Raw genomic sequence first — 16,423 nt, 5'->3', positions numbered from 1 at the left:
CGTCCTGGAGCCGGCCGCCGTCGTGGAGCCGGCCGTCGTCGTCGTCGTAGCGCCCATCGTCGTCCTGGAGCCGGCCGCCGTCCTGGAGCCGGCCGCCGCGTCCACATCATTGCCGTACGTGCTCATCGGGCCTCCTCCGTCAGGACTTTCGGCTGGTTGTCGCCGTGGCTGTCGTGGCTGCGGCTGTCTTGGTGGTGGCTGTTGTGGCTGCGGGTGTCCTGGTGGTGACTGTCGCTGTCGTGGTGGTGGCTCCCTCCCCTGTCCGTCGTGTCCGTGCCGAGCAGCAGCGCCAGCACCGGCATCACGGCTTCGGCCCGCTTCTCATCCAGGCCGGGACCGAAACCGGGTGCTCCGGATTCCGTCCGGGCAGGTCCGGCCGCGGTCGGCCCGCGCCTGACCAGCTCGCCCAGGGTGCGTCGCACTCCCGGCTCGTACGCCGCGAACGTGCGGCGCAACAGCGGCAGTACGTCGGTGAACGCCTGGTCGGGGACACCGGCCAGCCAGGTATCGACCAGGCCCAGAAGGCGCGCGTCGTGCACCAGGAGCATCCCCCCGCCCGAGGCACCGCCGACGAAGCCCTCGATCCAGGCCGCCGCGTCGGCGGGCGGGGTGCCGGGTGACAGCGCGAGCCCCATGAGCCGCGCCGCTTCGTTCTCCGCGAGCCGCCCGTCGTCCAGCAGCAGCCGCACGGCCCGCCCCCGGATGACGCCTCCGACCGAATCCCGGTCCGCGAGCTGGCGCAGCACGGCGGCCCAACGCCCGCGCAGTCCAACGGAGGTGCCGGAAATGCCGGAGGCCCGACCGGGGTCACCGACGCGCCCGGCACTCTCCGCCCCGCTGCCCGGCGCGGGTATGCGCACTGCCGCGGGTGCGTGCGCATCGCGGTCGCGCGCATCGCGGTCGCGCACGTCCGGGGTGTGTGGAGCGGTCTCCGCCAGAAGGCCGATCGCTGTCTGGACCGCGTCGAGGTGGCGGCGCATCTCCGCGGCGCCGTCCGCGTCGAGGCCCGTACAGGCGGGCGGCAGTCCCACGCAGATCCGCTCGGCGAGGCCGGCCGCCACCTCGCCGAGCGCGACCGTGTCCGTGCCGCGTACGTCGCCGTACCGCAGGGAGCGGGCAAGGGCGGGCAGCGCCTGGGCCAGATTGCCGACGTCCGCGTCCAGCGCGGCGCGGTCCGCGAGGGCCCGCATCACCACTGGCAGGGCGTCCGGAAGGTCGGCCAGGAGGCACCGCTCGGCGAGCGCGGTGACATCGGCGAGGGCGGTTGCCGAAATGGCTTCGGACTCGGCCTTGGCCGTGGCTGCGGAGAGCACGGTGGTGCCCCACACCCCGGCCTCCGCGACCCGCACGGCCAGCTCGGGCTCCCAGCGAAGCAGCCAGCTCTCCCTGAACGTGCCGGTGCTGCCCCGCCCCGCGGCGGGCCCGCCCCAGTCGATGGACAGCAACCTCAGTCGGTGCAGCAGCCGGCTGCGCGCCGTGTCGGTCTCCTTGCGGAGGTCCAGCTCCAACTCCCGATCCAGCGGACCGGGTTTGAGCCGCAGCGTGCGCTGCGCCCGGGTCAGGTCGCGCTGCAGCGGCACGGCGGGCGCCGCGTCCGGGACATCGCCGAGCACATCACCGACGACGAGCCGGTCATGGATGAGCGCGAGTGGCACGTCGGAGCCCTCGCACATCACGGCGCGAACGGCGTCGGTCGTCTCGGTCAGCCCCGCGAGAGGCCGCCCGCGCATGGCGGCCAAGGTCTCGGCGAGCCGGACGGCCTCGATGACATGGGCGGATGACACCATCCGGTCCTCGTCCCGCAGCAGCCCTGCGACCTTGGTCATCCAGCGCTCGACCGGCCGGTCCCTGGCGCCGAACAGGTGCCCGTACCAACCGGGAGAGTCGATCCCCGCGCCGTATCCGCTGTGCCGGGCGAGCCTGCGGTGCGTCCAGGGCACCCAGGTCATCTCGGTCCTGACCTTGGGCAGCCCCTTGAGCAGCGCCCGGTCGGCGGTAGCCGTGGCGGCCTTCTCGTGCAACGCCGGAAGGTGCCATGCCCCGCAGACGACGGCAATGTCATCGCCGAACTCCCTGCGCGCGGACCGCAGTCGGGTCCGCATATAGGCCTCACGCACACGGTCACGGGCGTACCCGCCGTCCCCGTACTCCTCCCGCAGCGCTTCCATGGCCTCGGCGATCGCGTCGAACGGTGCGAGGGCGGCCTCCCGCTCCGCGTCTCCGGCAGTCGGGCCGCGATGCTCGACGACGTCCTCCCACCAGCGCTCGGGATCGTCGTACCCGGCAGCCTCCGCGAGGACCGCGATCGGATCGATCCGCAGGTCACCGGGGACGGACGAACCGTCTTCCTGCCGAACCCCGTTACCGTCACCGCCCGTGGAGTCGGCGTCCTCGTCCGGTGCCCCCGCACCGCCCGGCGCCGCGCTCTCCCCCTCGCCCTTTCCCATTCCTCCCTCTCCCTCTCCCCCTTCCCCTTCCCGTTCCCCTTCTGCGAGTGCCAGCGAATGCGCCGCCGGGAGATCGATGAAGCGCACCGGGACACCGCGCCCGAGCGCCCAGCGGATCGCGACCCATTCCGGCGAGAACTCGGCCAGCGGCCAGAACGCGGCCCGGCCGGGGTCGTCCGTGACATGCGCGAGCAGGGCTACGGGCGGGCGCATCTGCTCGTCCGCCGCGAGCGACAGCAGCGCGTCCCCCTCGGGCGGCCCCTCGATCAGCACGGCCCGGGGCCCCACCGCGTCGAGCGCACTCCGCACCGCGCGGGCCGAGCCGGGCCCGTGGTGGCGCACACCCAGCAGCACCGGGCCCGCCGTCATGCCGAGACCTCCCGGCATGCGCGGTAGAAGTCCTTCCAGCCGTCCCGCTCGCGGACCACCGTCTCCAGGTACTCCTGCCAGATCACGCGGTCCGCGGCGGGATCGCGCACGACAGCGCCGAGCAGGCCGGCGGCCACGTCACCGGGGCGCAGCACACCGTCCCCGAAGTGCGCGGCGAGCGCGAGACCGCTGGTGACGACGGAGATCGCCTCGGCCGTGGACAGTGTCCCCGAGGGGGACTTGATCTTCGTGCGGCCGTCGGAGGTGATGCCGTCGCGCAGCTCGCGGAAGACCGTGACCACCCGTCGGATCTCGTCGATCCCGTCCGGTGTGGTCGGCAGGTCGAGCGAGCGGCCCAGCTGGTCGACGCGTCGCGACACGATGTCGACCTCCGCGTCAGCGGTCGCGGGCAGCGGCAGTACAACCGTGTTGAAGCGGCGGCGCAGCGCGCTGGAGAGGTCGTTCACCCCGCGGTCGCGGTCGTTGGCGGTGGCGATGACGTTGAACCCTCGGACGGCCTGTGTCTCCAGGCCCAACTCCGGGATCGGCAGGGTCTTTTCCGACAGGATCGTGATCAGGCTGTCCTGCACGTCCGCCGGGATACGGGTCAGCTCCTCGACCCGCGCGGTCATGCCCTCGGCCATGGCGCGCATGACCGGGCTGGGAACGAGCGCGGCGCGGCTCGGCCCGTTCGCGAGCAGCTCAGCGTAGTTCCAGCCGTAGCGGATGGCTTCCTCGGGCGTCCCCGCCGTGCCCTGTACGAGCAGGGTGGAGTCGCCGCTCACGGCGGCGGCGAGGTGCTCGGAGACCCAGGTCTTGGCGGTGCCGGGGACTCCGAGCAGGAGCAGCGCACGGTCGGTGGCGAGGGTGGTGACGGCGACTTCGACGATCCGACGCGGCCCCACGTACTTCGGCGTGATCACCGTGCCGTCCGGCAGGGTCCCGCCGAGCAGGTAGGTGGCGACGGCCCACGGCGACAGCAGCCACCGGGCGGGCCGCGGCCGGTCGTCGGCCGCGGCGAGCGCCTTGAGCTCGTCGGCGAACGCGTCCTCGGCGTGCGGCCGCAGAGCCTCACCGCTCGCCGCACTGCCGACAGTCTTGGTTTCGGGCACGGTCATGGATCCCCCTCCAGATTTCCCGGATGTGGGATCTACCGTGCACCACGCCACTGACAATCAGCCATCACCGCAGGTCAGAGAGCAAGTGGCGGCACATGGGAGCTACTTGGCGATGGGTGAGATCGCGATGCAGCCGCCCACCATGACCTTCTCCCCCTTGGCCTCCTTGATGGTCTTACCCTTGTAGACAACCTTGCAGCTCAGGTCGGCGGCGCCCTCAATGGCCATCGGCGACACGGCGGGCGGCATGATTCCGCGCAGGGTGACCGTCTTCGTCCACGGCAGCTTGGGCTTGGCGACGGATTCCATCTTGGGGTTCATGGCCGTGCCCTCGCCACCCGCGAACTCGATGGAATCGACACTCTTGCCGGTGACCTCGTACGTGACCTCGTAGGTCTCGTCGACGGCCTTGTCGACCTGGTCCACGGCCTTGTCCTTGGCTGCCTCGGTCGTCTCGGCGCAGGCGCCGAGACCGAAGGCGAGGCCGGTGACGGCGGCGGCACAGACGGCGGTGCGGATGATGCGGTTCATGTGGGATCCCCCCGGATTGTGAGTTGCGGATCTCGCACCCAAGCGCAAAGGAGGGGCAAGGTCAAATAGTTAACGATCGGACAAAACCGCAGCTCGGAGCCCATTGTCAGTGGTGCCGCGTAGCGTCGTTGGCATGAATCAGCTGGGGGTGCGCTGGACTGCGGATCAGGTGCTGGCACTGGCTCCTGATGATGCGTCGCGCAAGGCGGGAAGCAGGCTCGGCACGGCCGGGCCGTGGTCGGAGACGGGGAGCAGCGGCTCGGGGGCCGCGTGGGGCTTGTGCAAGGGCAGCGGCGGCAAGCCGTACCGGACCGTGGTCGACATGGCGGGCAGCAGCCCCGCCTACAAGTGCAGTTGCCCGAGCCGGAAGTTCCCCTGCAAGCACGCGCTGGGGCTGTTGCTGCTCCAGGCCGCGGACGAGCGGGGGCTCCAGGCAGCCGCGTCGGGCGCGGCTGCGCCCGACTGGGCCCAGAAGTGGCTGGCGGCACGCCGGGAGAGCGCCGCCGGGAAGAGGGGGCAGGAGAGGTGGGAGTGGGGCGTAGAGGGCGGACCAGAAGGAGAGTTGGGGTCTTCCGGGACGACGGTCGATCCCGAGGCGGCCAGGCGCAGGGCCGAGCGCCGGGCCGAGCGGATCAGCGCGGGGGCCACGGAGCTGGACCAGCGGCTGACCGACCTGCTGCGCGGCGGCCTGGCCACGGCCGAGCAGACGGGGTACCAGCTGTGGGAGGAGACGGCCGCGGAGCGGGTCGGGCTGCTCGCCTCCGTGCGGGCGCGTGAGCCCGGCGCCGCGCTCACGCTGCTCACCGCGACGTGGCCCACCGAGCGTGCCGAGGACCGGCTGATGTTCCTCGACTCCCTGCGCACGGGCTTGTCCGACAGCGACGAGCCCTTCCTGGAGCAAGCTCTGTCCGACCGCAGCCGCAATGTGCGTTCCACTGCCGCCGAGCTGCTCTCCGCGCTGCCGAGGTCGGCCCTGGCCTCCCGGATGGCGAGCCGCGCCACGACCTGCGTCAGCCTGGACCGCAGCGACCGGACGGGCGACGGGGAGCGCATCACCGTCGAGGCCCCGCACGAATGCGACGCGGACATGCAACGCGACGGCATATCACCCAAGCCCCCGGCCGGGCGGGGCGAACGGTCCTGGTGGCTCAGCCAGTTGGTGGAGTGCACCCCGCTGGCCGCCTGGACGCGCAGGCTCGGCGGTCGTACGGCACGGGAGATCGTCGCGCTGCCCGTGAGCGACGACTGGCAGGAGGAGCTGCAGGCCGCCTGGTGCCGCGCGGCGGTGCGGCAGCAGGACGCCGACTGGTCACGGGCCCTGCTCGGCACGCCTTCCGCGCCGCCGACCTCCGGGCCCGGCACCTCGTCGCTCGCCGAGCGATCGAACCTGCTGGCCACCCTGCCGGACGGTGAACGCGCTGACTGGGTGGCCGAGTTCATAGCTGCACACGGACTGTCCGAGGCCTTTCAGCTGCTCGGGGTCTGCACCGTGCCGTGGGCGGCGCCGCTCGGCCGTTCGGTGGTGGACGCACTCGACATCGCGCGCGAGGCGGGGAGTTACCCGTGGAGTTTCAGCGGGGTCATGGGGCTGGCGGAGCGATGTCTGCACCCCGGCGAAGCGAGCCGTCTCGAAATCCTCACGACGACTCCCGACGAGCAGGAGGACGCGTCGCCCGGCGCGGGCGGCTACTGGTCGGAGGCCTTCCAGCGCCTCGTTGGCACCCTCCGTCTCAGGGCGGCGATGCTCACCGAATTGTCGCAACCCGAGGCGCCGCCGTCGGCGTCTCACACCGCACAACTGCCGGAGCCGACCGAACGGCCGGAACGGCCGGGCTCCCCGGAGGCATCGGGGTCGCCCGAGCCGCCGGACCGGCCGAAGGAGTAACGACCTCCCCCGCGGTAGGGAGTGGATCGGTGAGCGGCGTCCGGTGGCTGCGATTGCGGGGCGGAGGAGGGAATCGACGCGGAGCGTCGTTGACCGACGACAACGCCGCGAGCGGGGTCGCAGGACGCCGGGAGCCCGCTCCGTATCGCGGGGGAGGTCGTAACGACCTCACCTCGGCGTCGGTACCGGCACCAGCCCCCACCTCGGCGTCGACGTCGGCGTCGGCGTCGGCGTCGGCGTCGGCGTCGGCACCGGCCCCCACCGTCACCTCAGCGTCGGCGTCGGCGTCGGCCCCCGGTGCCACTGCCACCTCGGCACCGGGACCGGCACCCGCCCCGACCACTGCGTCAGGCCTGGGCCGCCTGGCGGACGTTGGCGTTGACCCAGTCGACGATGGACTGTGTCGTCGCGCCCGGGGTGAAGATCTCCGCGACACCCTTCTCCTTCAGCGGTGCGATGTCCGCCTCCGGAATGATGCCGCCTCCGAAGACCTTGATGTCTTCCGCGTCGCGCTGCTTGAGCAGGTCGATGACCTTCGCGAAGAGCGTGTTGTGCGCACCGGAGAGAATCGACAGGCCGATCGCGTCGGCGTCCTCCTGGATGGCGGTGTCCACGATCTGCTCGGGCGTCTGATGAAGCCCGGTGTAGATGACCTCCATACCGGCGTCGCGCAGCGCCCGCGCGATGACCTTTGCCCCACGGTCGTGCCCGTCGAGGCCCGGCTTGGCGACCACCACGCGGATCGGTCCGGTCACACCCATCACTGCCTCCATGTACCGACTGCGCCGTCATTGGCACGCGTCCCCGCTCCGGAAAGGACGGGGAAGTGAACGAACGTTATCTACAGCATCCCGCAAGCGCTCGTTTCACGGTGGACAGGGAGGGGGAAATCACACGTGGGACATGTTCGCTATGCGTCGTTCCCGCCTCAGCAGGCGCTACTGCCGCAGCGCCGGGAACGATCGCCTGGGGAGCCGCAACGAGGTCGCCTCATCCCCATGCCGTCAACCGCACGGCACGGGGGCGCGGCATGCCGACCGCCTCAGCACGGCGCCCCATGAGGGCACACGGGGGACGGAGCTGTCTCCCCACGTGCCGTTCGGGAGGTCGGCCATGAAGGTTCTGCCCTTCTTCTTCGTTTTTCCGCCGTGTCTGCGCCAGTTGCAGCTGTCGGCCGCGCTCCTGCGGGCCACCGCCCTGGAGCTGGCCATCCTCGCCGGGCACCTCTGCCTCTATCCGTCGGGCATCGCCCAGGAGCGCCGCCGGGACCCGGTCGGTGAAACAGTCGTCCTGCCGGAGACGTCCCGGCTGCCCACGACCGGCCGGCCCCACCCGCCGGTCGTGCTGCTGCACGGCTTCGTGGACAACCGGTCGGTGTTCGTCCTGCTGCGCCGCTCCCTGACCCGGCACGGCTGGCACCATCTGGAATCCCTCAACTACTCTCCGCTCACCTGCGACATCCGCACCGCCGCCGAGCTGCTCGGCCGCCATGTCGAGGAGATCTGCGACCGCACGGGACACGCCGAGGTCGACATCGTCGGCCACAGCCTCGGCGGCCTGATCGCCCGCTATTACGTGCAGCGCCTCGGCGGCGACACGCGCGTACGCACCCTGGTCACTCTCGGCACTCCGCACAGCGGCACCCGCGTCGCCCCGCCCATGAGCGCTCACCCGATCGTGCGACAGATGCGCCCGGGTTCCGATGTGATCGAGGAGCTGCGCGAGCCCGCGCCCGGCTGCCGGACCAAGTTCGTAAGTTTTTGGAGCGATCTCGATCAGCTGATGCTCCCTCTCGAAACGGCGTGCGTCACCCATGAGGATCTGATCGCCCAGAACATACGAGTGACTGGAATCGGCCATCTGGCTCTACCGGTCCATCCGGCCGTCGCCGCCGGGATCCGACAGGCACTCCAGGCCCAGGACGCGGCGCCGGGTGTGTCCGGGGCGGCATCGGTGGCCTGATCCCCACCCCTGACCTGGCCGCCCCCACCCCTCCCCCACTCGCCCCGGATCGAACACGCGTCGAACGTAAGGCCAAGGCTGTGCCCGGCGTCCACCCAAAGGCGGCCGAATGCCCGTTTCCGGAGCGCCGGGAACCTGCCGAAGATTGTCGTCTCCGCATACCGCCGGGTACAGTCGCGCCACTGTTTGCCTTTGGGGCTCCCGTACTTCCAGGGGCTCAAGTTTCTCCAGGGACCCCAGACCTCAGGTCCTGTTGTCGAGGCGAGAGAGAAGTTGGTGGACGACCAGCACGCCCACGCCGGGTACGACGGCTACTCCACCGGCAGTTTCGACACCGATCCACTTTTCGGCACACTTCCGGGACCGGGAAGCCCCTACGGGGTGGACAAGAGCGGCCAGTACGACTCCTCCGAGTGGGACACCACGGGCGCCCACCAGGCGGTCGGGTACGACACCTACGGCGCGCAGCAGCATCAGCAACATCAGCAGTACGAAACCACCTCATGGCCTGCCGCCGGATATCAGACAGCGGCGGACATCCCCGCACAGACCACGGGCCAGTGGGACGCCAACGCCTGGAACCAGGCAGGGCAGCTCGGCACAGAAAAGCTCGACACGGGCCAGTTCATCCCGGGACAGTGCGACTCCGGACAGACCGGCCAGTACGCGGCCCCGCAGTTCGCCCAGGCCGCCGACGCCACCGGGCAGTGGAGCACAGCATCGGGGTACAACAACGGCGCGTACGACACCGGCGCCTGGAACGTCGGCGTCCACACCGGGGCCCACCCCGTCGCCGCGCCCGAGGAAGTCCTCTACGCCACGGCCCAGTTCTCGGTCGCGGACCTGGCCGAGGCCCCGCAGGCGTTCACGACACCCGAGGCGCCCGAAGCACCCACGCCGTACGAGGCCTATGACCCGTACGAACCGTACGAACGTTACGAAGTCTCGCCCGACTACAGGCAGTACGACGCCGACACCGATGTCGCCCCCAGCACCGGCACCAATGACATCGGCATCGACTCCACCGACGTCGCCCCCTCCCCCGCGCCGGACCCGGATCACGAGCCCGTCGCAGCAACCGCCGCCGTCGGCCCCCGCCGCTCCGCGAGCCGAGGCCGTCGACGCACCCCCGCCAGGCGCTCCGCGCTCCTCACCGTCGCCGTCCCCTCCGCCTGTGTGATGGGGGTCGCCGGCATCGCCGCGGCCTCGGTCGGCGGAGTCGGCAGCTCCGAGGAGCCGAAGGACGGCACCACCACGGTCGCCGCCCCCGACGCCGGCTCGGTGAAGCCGGTCACCGTCAACAACAAGCTGGACACCCAGCTCGCCAACCTCAGCGCGGACGCCGATGACTTCGCCGACCGTGCCAGCCGTACGCAGGAGCGCATCGACCTCAAGGCCCGCCAGATCGCCGAGAAGAAGCGCAGGGTCGCGGAGGCCGCCCGCAAGGAGGCCGAGCGCCCCAAGTTCGTCCTGCCGGTGGCGCAGCAGGGACTCAGCGCCTACTACGGTCAGGCCGGGGTCAACTGGATGTCGCAGCACTCCGGCATCGACTTCCCCGTCGGGTACGGCACTCCCGTGATGGCCGCGACCGACGGCACGGTCCGCACGCAGTACAACAGCGCCTACGGAAACATGGCCATAGTGACCGCCGCCGACGGCACTGAGACCTGGTACTGCCACCTCAGCACCAACAAGCTCCGGTCCGGCTCGGTCCAGGCCGGCGACACCATCGCGTACTCGGGCGACTCCGGCAACTCCACCGGGCCGCACCTGCACTTCGAGGTACGTCCCGGCGGCGGCGCGGCGGTCGACCCGCTGTCGTGGCTCCGCAGCCACAACCTCGACCCGACGTGAGTCCCTGGCCCGTAACCCCGACCCCGTAAAAGCCCAGGGCGCAAGCCAAGGCGCCATGCGAACAAGCCCAGCGCCGCCCCGGGCCGACAAGCCGCAGCCCCCAGCCGCGACGGGCTCCGCTCCCTGCCCCGCGCCTGTCCGCCGCGCCCGGCCGGCCAAGCGCGCGGGCCCACCCGGCCGCCGCGCCCGGCCGGCCCACCCGACCAGTTGTCGCGCCCGGGGCCGGACGCCCCCTAGGAGGCCGATGAAGATCTTGCTCCGGCCGCCCGGATCACCCCGGATTGCCAGCAAATGCCAATCCCGTCGAACTGGTGCAATACGGGCGTGATTTCAACATCTTCAGGACGCCCCTAGAGCTTCTGAACCGGCGCGTACCGCAGCAGCAGCTTCTTCGGCCGCTCGTCGCCGAAGTCGATCGTCGCCTGGGCGTCCGAGCCCGTCCCCGTCACGGTCACGACCGTGCCGAGGCCGAACTGGTCGTGCGTGACCCGGTCCCCGATCGTCAGCGCGATCACCGGCTTGTCCGAGGACCGTCGCGTGGCGAAGCCCGAAGGACCGGACCGCCCGCCGCCACCGGCGCCCCCGCTCCGCGTGGACGTGGAGAACGACGAGGTGAGCGAGGAGGAGGACGAGCGCGAGGAGCCGATGCCCGAGACCGGGCCCGCCGGAATCTGCGCCCCCGTCCGCTTCCACGTCAGGTGCTCCTCCGGGATCTCCTCCAGGAACCGCGACGGCGGGTTGTACGAGGGCTGTCCCCACGCGCTGCGCATCGTCGACCGCGTCAGATAGAGCCGCTCACGCGCGCGCGTGATCCCCACGTACGCCAGCCGCCGCTCCTCCTCCAGCTCCTTGGTCTGTCCGAGCGCGCGCATGTGCGGGAAGACCCCGTCCTCCATGCCCGTCACGAACACCACGGGGAACTCAAGGCCCTTGGCCGTGTGCAGCGTCATCAGCGTGATGACGCCGGAACCGTCCTCGTCCTCGTCCGGGATCTGGTCGGAGTCGGCGACGAGCGCCACCTTCTCCAGGAACTCCGCCAGCGTCCCCGGCGTCTCCTCGTCGGCGCGCTCCTGCTCGAACTCCAGGGCGACCGCGGCCAGTTCCTGAAGGTTCTCGATGCGCGTCTCGTCCTGCGGGTCGGTCGAGGCCTGCAGCTCGGCGAGGTAGCCCGTGCGTTCGAAGACGGCCTCCAGCACCGTGGCCGGGCCTGCGCCCGCCTCGACGATCGTGCGCAGCTCCTCCATCAGCGTGTTGAACCGCTTCACGGCGTTGGTGGAGCGGGCCGCCATGCCGTACGCCTCGTCCACCCGCTGGAGCGCCTGCGGGAAGCTGATCTTCTCTCGCAGTGACAGCGCGTCGATCATCGCCTCGGCGCGGTCACCGATGCCCCGCTTCGGTACGTTCAGAATGCGGCGCAGTGGGACGGTGTCCTCGGGGTTCGACAGGACGCGCAGATACGCAAGGACGTCCCGGACCTCCTTGCGCTCGTAGAAGCGGACGCCGCCGACGACCTTGTACGGCAGGCCGACCCGGATGAAGATCTCTTCGAAGACGCGGGACTGTGCGTTCGTACGGTAGAAGATCGCGATGTCGCCGGCCTTCGCGTCGCCCGCGTCGGTCAGCCGGTCGATCTCCTCGGCGATGAACTGCGCCTCGTCGTGCTCGGTGTCCGCGACATAGCCGGTGATCAGGGCACCCGCTCCGGCGTCCGTCCACAGATTCTTCGGCCGGCGGTTCTCGTTGCGCTCGATCACCGCGTTGGCGGCGGTGAGGATCGTCTGCGTGGAGCGGTAGTTCTGCTCCAGCATGATCGTCTTCGCGTTGGGGTAGTCCTCCTCGAACTGGAGGATGTTACGAATGGTGGCGCCGCGGAAGGCGTAGATCGACTGGTCGGCGTCACCGACGACGCACAGCTCGGCCGGGGCCTTGTCCTCACCGGACGGTCCCACCAGCTCGCGCACGAGGGTGTACTGCGCGTGGTTGGTGTCCTGATACTCGTCAACCATGACGTGCCGGAAGCGCAGCCGGTAGTGCTCGGCGACGTCCGGGAACGCCTGGAGCAGGTGCACCGCGGTCATGATGATGTCGTCGAAGTCCAGGGCGTTGGCCTCGCGCAGCCGCGCCTGGTACAGCACGTACGCCTCGGCCAGCATCTTCTCGAAGCCGTCGGCGGCCTGACCGGCGAAGGTCTCCTCGTCGATCAGCTCATTCTTCAGGTTCGACACTTTGGCGCTGAAGGCCTTCGGCGGGAACTTCTTCGGGTCGAGATCCAGGTCGCGGCAGACGAGCGCCATCAGGCGCTTCGAGTCCGCGGCGTCGTAGATCGAGAACGAGGAAGTGAAGCCGAGCTTCTTCGATTCGCGGCGCAGGATGCGGACGCACGCGCTGTGGAAGGTCGAGACCCACATCGCACCCGCGCGCGGGCCGACGAGCTCCTCGACGCGCTCCTTCATCTCGCCCGCGGCCTTGTTGGTGAAGGTGATCGCGAGGATCTGGCCGGGGTGCACGCCCCGGTTGGCCAGGAGATACGCGATCCGGTGGGTCAGCACCCTGGTCTTGCCCGAGCCGGCCCCCGCCACGATGAGCAGCGGCGATCCGGCGTGCACGACAGCGGCGCGCTGCTCCTCGTTCAGCCCGTCGAGCAGCGCGGCGACGTCCGTCACGGGGCGCGGTGCGCCGCCCCGGTAGTACGCGTCCCTGGGCGCCGGGGGCGCCGCGAAGGCGCCCTCGAAGAGGTCGTGCGGAACCTCCTCCGGGGCGTGCCCCTCGGGGGGCGGCGGAGTCGCCTCCGCCGTGGGCTGGAGGTCGGCCAGGAAGCTGTCGTCAAAGAGGCTGCTCATCGTTCACCAAGCTTAGGCGGGCCCACTGACACCCCGCCCCGGAATGCCCGTGAATCCCGTCGGCGACGGCCGTACCGGGCCGCGCCGACCACTTCGCCAACCGCCTTCGCCCGTGACCTCCGCCACATCTTCACCCCTCTCACGCCGCCTCTACATCCAGGTAACGAAAACGTATCGGGCATATCGAACATCGGACTTCCCAGCGGTCACACGCATTGGCTAGCGTGCTGACTCGGGCGGCTTGTACCTCCACCGGCGATCGGCGCCGGACCGGGCCGCCCACGCCGAATTCGCACTGCCTCACGGCAGTTCGGAACCGGGGACCCACACGCACCACTGGGGTGAATCGGTCCGAGTTCCCCACGGACCGTAGGGCAGCCTTCCGTTCCGCCCGAACCCGACAGCTAACCCGGTAGGCGGTCCACGGAAGGAAAATGCCGACCTTGGCATCGCATCGCAAATCGCGCACCCGGATTCGCACCACCGCGCCCGCCGTCGGCATGACGACGGCCGCCATCGCCTCCATCAGCCTCCTGGGGCAGAGCGCCCAGGCCGCGCCGACCGAGCCGAGCCCCAACCCGACCGTCGAGGAAGTGCAGAAGAAGGTCGACGACCTCTACCGGCAGGCCGGAACCTCCACCCAGAGCTACAACAAGGCGAAGGAAGCCACCGACGGCCAGCGCAAGTCGGTGGACGGGCTGCTCGACAACGTCGCCAAGCGCACCGAGAAGCTCAACGACGCGCGGCGCAAGCTCGGCAGCTTCGCAGCCGCGCAGTACCGGTCGGGCACGGTCACCCCGACCGCTGCGCTGCTGCTCGCGGACAGCCCGCAGCAGTACTTCGACCAGAACCAGCTGATGGACCGCATGACGGAACGTCAGAAGTCGTACATCACCGACTACGAGCAGAAGCAGGACGAAGCCGCCAAGGAACGCGCCGAGGCGACCCGCAGCCTGGAGAAACTCACCGAGTCGCAGGCCGCGCTCAAGGCCTCCAAGCGGAGCGTCCAGAAGAAGCTCGCCAAAGCGCGCGAAATGCTGTCGGACCTCACCGCCGAGGAAAAGGCGCGGCTCGCGGCGCTGGAGAAGAAACGGGAGGCCGAAGCCACCCGCAAGGCCGAGGAGAAGGCGAAGGCAGAGGCGAAGGCAGAGGCGAAGGACAGGGCGGACGCCGAGCGCAAGCGCCAGGAGGAAGCAACCCAGCGGGAGGACGGCACGGGCAGCGGCGCGGGTACGGGCGCCGGGACGGGCTCGGGCACCCCCGGCGCGGGCACGGGCGGCGGCGGCGAGTCCGGTGGCGCGTACGCGGCCAAGGCCGAGAAGGTTCTCGCCTTCGCCCGCGCCCAGATCGGCAAGCCGTACGTGTGGGGCGCCGCGGGCCCGAGTTCGTACGACTGCTCCGGTCTGACCCAGGGTGCCTGGAAGGCCGCGGGCGTCGATCTGCCGCGGACCACCTGGGACCAGGTGAAGGTCGGCACGCGGATCGCGACCGACCACCTAAAGCCGGGTGACCTGGTCTTTTTCTACGACGACATCAGCCATGTCGGCGTCTACATCGGCGACGGCAAGATGATCCACGCGCCCAAGCCCGGCGCGTACGTCCGCGAGGAGTCGATCTACTACATGCCGATCTACGGCAGCGTGCGCCCGGCGTAACGCACGGCGGGCCGATGCCGGGCGGGCCGGGAAAACCAGGCCCCGTCCGGCAGGATCCAACCGCACACAGCGTCCCACCGAAGCCTCAAGTACCTCACCGGAGCGTCGGCAGTCCCGCCGCGAGCGCAGCCGGCGAGCGCCGCGGCGTCGGAACTCCCTCCCCCTCAGCGGTTGATCAGCCGCCGCAGCACGGCCTCGGCCGGGCCGCGGATCGCCCGACCAAAGGATGAAGCCGCGCCGACCAACGTCGGCCGCCCCTCGACGCCCTGTAGCAGGCCCGGCCCATGAGGCGCCTCCGTGCCCCCACATCGGTCGCAGCCGATCGGAATGCTCAATTCCGGGTCATTCCATCGCTCACCGGCGGTCACTTCATCACCGAATTCGGGCACTGTCAGTCATTCCGGTGCTTCCCCGTGACCCGCAGGTTTAGCGTCCTCCCTCAGGTGGCCGACTCCCCACCGCCGCACCTCCCCGGAGCGGCCGGTCGGCCATCACCGCCGAAAATCCGGTGGCGGCCCGACCCCCTGTGCGGGCCGCCACCGGACGCGGTACCGACGGACGACCGAAGGACGTGGACGCCCTCGTGGCAGCGCATCGCAAGCCCAAACAGCGCACGCTCACCGGCAGTACCGCCCGCACCGCCTTCACCCTCGCCCTCGCCGGAGCCGCGAGCGCCACAGCCTTTGAAGGAACCAGCGTCGCGGAGCCCGCCCTCACCCCCGCTCAGGTGAAGGCCAAGGTCGACCAGCTCTACCACGACGCCGAGGTCGCCACCGAGAAGTACAACGGCGTACGGGAGACGGTGGGCGACACCCGCGAGTCCCTGGGCGAGCTGCGCGACGAGGCCGCCCGCAGGACCGAGCGCCTCAACGCCTCACGCAACGCGCTCGGTTCGCTCGCCGCCGCCCAGTACCGCACCGGCGCGGTGGACCCGGCCGTGCAGATCGCACTCAGCTCCGACCCGGACCAGTACCTGGAGCGGGCCGCGAGGGCCGACCGGGCGGGTGACCGGCACGCCGCCGCCATCACCGGTGTCCGGCAGCAGCTCGGCGCCATCGACCAGTTGCGCAGCGAGGCCGACACCAAGCTCGCGAACCTCACATCGCAGCAGAGCGACCTGAAGAAGCACAAGTCGAAGATCCAGGGCAAGATCGCCGACGCCGAGGCCCTGCTGTCCCGCCTCACCGCCGAGGACCGTGCGCGGTACGCCGAGCAGGACGGCCACGGCGCAGCGGCGGCCCCCCGCGCGAACCGCGAAGCCCCGCGCGGCGGCGCGGCCACGGCGCCCAACGCGCGCGCCGCGCAGGCCGTTTCCTTCGCCCGGGGCGCCCTCGGCGCGCCCTACGTCTGGGGCGCGACCGGCCCCTCGTCCTTCGACTGCTCGGGGCTCACCCAGGCGGCCTGGCGCGCGGCGGGCGTCTCGCTGCCCCGTACGACGTACACCCAGATCAACGCGGGCAGCCGCGTCCCCCGCTCCCAACTCGCCCCTGGTGACCTGGTGTTCTTCTACTCGGGCATCAGCCACGTGGGTCTCTACATCGGCGACGGCCAGATGATCCACGCCCCACGCCCCGGCGCCCCCGTCCGCGTGGCCCCGATCGACCAGATGCCCTTCGCGGGCGCGAGCCGGCCCGCTTAGGGCTCGCAGAGATTCAACGTGTTGCTTCCGGCGATTTGGCTCGTTGACGTGGTATGGGAATACCTCATGAGATTCGGGATCGACTCGCCTTGAAGTTCGGGGTGTTGTTCCCGCACCTGGACG

Annotated in this window: 10 protein-coding genes and 1 riboswitch; of the genes, 5 read left to right on the top strand and 5 right to left on the bottom strand. The window is 70.7% G+C overall.

Annotation, left to right across the window (positions count from 1 at the left end; translation table 11 throughout):
• Positions 1–122 precede the first annotated feature (122 nt).
• The 3 genes from QMK30_RS21320 to QMK30_RS21310 all read right to left on the bottom strand — a co-directional run bounded on the left by QMK30_RS21320 (position 123) and on the right by QMK30_RS21310 (position 4,465).
• On the bottom strand, positions 123–2,834 hold the full coding sequence (locus QMK30_RS21320; RefSeq protein ID WP_502963188.1) for a DUF5682 family protein: 2,712 nt from the start codon (positions 2,832–2,834) through the stop codon (positions 123–125).
• Entirely contained in the window at positions 2,813–3,934 is a 1,122-nt protein-coding gene (locus QMK30_RS21315) for an ATP-binding protein (RefSeq protein ID WP_283519876.1), read from the bottom strand. Before QMK30_RS21315 ends, QMK30_RS21320 begins: the two co-directional genes overlap by 22 nt.
• A gap of 102 nt (positions 3,935–4,036) precedes the next feature.
• The gene (locus QMK30_RS21310) at positions 4,037–4,465 is read right to left on the bottom strand and encodes a hypothetical protein (protein WP_283519875.1); all 429 of its coding nucleotides are present in this window, start codon (positions 4,463–4,465) and stop codon (positions 4,037–4,039) included.
• 133 nt (positions 4,466–4,598) lie between these two features.
• On the opposite strand from QMK30_RS21310, the gene QMK30_RS21305 reads away from it, so the two are divergent.
• Positions 4,599–6,350 carry a DUF5691 domain-containing protein gene (locus QMK30_RS21305; RefSeq protein WP_283519874.1) on the top strand — a complete coding sequence of 584 codons (1,752 nt, stop codon included), beginning with the start codon at positions 4,599–4,601 and terminating at the stop codon, positions 6,348–6,350.
• A gap of 347 nt (positions 6,351–6,697) precedes the next feature.
• Here the strand turns inward: QMK30_RS21305 and icmB are convergent, their stop codons facing one another.
• The gene (icmB, locus tag QMK30_RS21300; protein ID WP_283519873.1) at positions 6,698–7,111 is read right to left on the bottom strand and encodes a coenzyme B12-dependent isobutyryl CoA mutase small subunit; all 414 of its coding nucleotides are present in this window, start codon (positions 7,109–7,111) and stop codon (positions 6,698–6,700) included.
• Between the two features lie 352 nt (positions 7,112–7,463).
• Here icmB and QMK30_RS21295 point away from each other — a divergent pair, with 352 nt between their 5' ends.
• Together QMK30_RS21295 and QMK30_RS21290 are read left to right on the top strand one after the other, a co-directional pair.
• On the top strand, positions 7,464–8,312 hold the full coding sequence (locus QMK30_RS21295) for an alpha/beta hydrolase (protein ID WP_283519872.1): 849 nt from the start codon (positions 7,464–7,466) through the stop codon (positions 8,310–8,312).
• A gap of 276 nt (positions 8,313–8,588) precedes the next feature.
• The gene (locus QMK30_RS21290) at positions 8,589–10,166 is read left to right on the top strand and encodes a M23 family metallopeptidase (RefSeq protein WP_283519871.1); all 1,578 of its coding nucleotides are present in this window, start codon (positions 8,589–8,591) and stop codon (positions 10,164–10,166) included.
• A 350-nt stretch (positions 10,167–10,516) separates the two neighbouring features.
• Here QMK30_RS21290 and pcrA read toward each other — a convergent pair whose 3' ends face one another.
• Entirely contained in the window at positions 10,517–13,006 is a 2,490-nt protein-coding gene (gene pcrA, locus QMK30_RS21285; protein WP_283519870.1) for a DNA helicase PcrA, read from the bottom strand.
• A 272-nt stretch (positions 13,007–13,278) separates the two neighbouring features.
• Positions 13,279–13,441: riboswitch (cyclic di-AMP (ydaO/yuaA leader) on the top strand.
• Between the two features lie 8 nt (positions 13,442–13,449).
• Here pcrA and QMK30_RS21280 point away from each other — a divergent pair.
• Both QMK30_RS21280 and QMK30_RS21275 read left to right on the top strand, forming a co-directional pair.
• Complete coding sequence (locus QMK30_RS21280; RefSeq protein ID WP_283519869.1) at positions 13,450–14,661, top strand: C40 family peptidase; 1,212 nt, start codon at positions 13,450–13,452, stop codon at positions 14,659–14,661.
• Positions 14,662–15,244: 583 nt separating this feature from the next.
• The gene (locus tag QMK30_RS21275; RefSeq protein WP_283519868.1) at positions 15,245–16,300 is read left to right on the top strand and encodes a C40 family peptidase; all 1,056 of its coding nucleotides are present in this window, start codon (positions 15,245–15,247) and stop codon (positions 16,298–16,300) included.
• Positions 16,301–16,423 lie beyond the last annotated feature (123 nt).

Origin of the sequence: Streptomyces sp. H27-C3, assembly GCF_030063415.1 — a bacterium.
Lineage (GTDB): Bacteria > Actinomycetota > Actinomycetes > Streptomycetales > Streptomycetaceae > Streptomyces.
Note: the sequence above shows the minus strand (reverse complement) of the source record. Positions and strands in the feature narration are given on the sequence as shown.

Coding starts and splice junctions, on each gene's coding strand:
- QMK30_RS21305 (WP_283519874.1), top strand. CDS start 4,599: ATGAATCAGCTGGGGGTGCGCTGGACTGCGGATCAGGTGCTGGCACTG.
- icmB (WP_283519873.1), bottom strand. CDS start 7,111: ATGGGTGTGACCGGACCGATCCGCGTGGTGGTCGCCAAGCCGGGCCTC.
- pcrA (WP_283519870.1), bottom strand. CDS start 13,006: ATGAGCAGCCTCTTTGACGACAGCTTCCTGGCCGACCTCCAGCCCACG.
- QMK30_RS21310 (WP_283519875.1), bottom strand. CDS start 4,465: ATGAACCGCATCATCCGCACCGCCGTCTGTGCCGCCGCCGTCACCGGC.
- QMK30_RS21315 (WP_283519876.1), bottom strand. CDS start 3,934: ATGACCGTGCCCGAAACCAAGACTGTCGGCAGTGCGGCGAGCGGTGAG.
- QMK30_RS21295 (WP_283519872.1), top strand. CDS start 7,464: ATGAAGGTTCTGCCCTTCTTCTTCGTTTTTCCGCCGTGTCTGCGCCAG.
- QMK30_RS21320 (WP_502963188.1), bottom strand. CDS start 2,834: ATGCCGGGAGGTCTCGGCATGACGGCGGGCCCGGTGCTGCTGGGTGTG.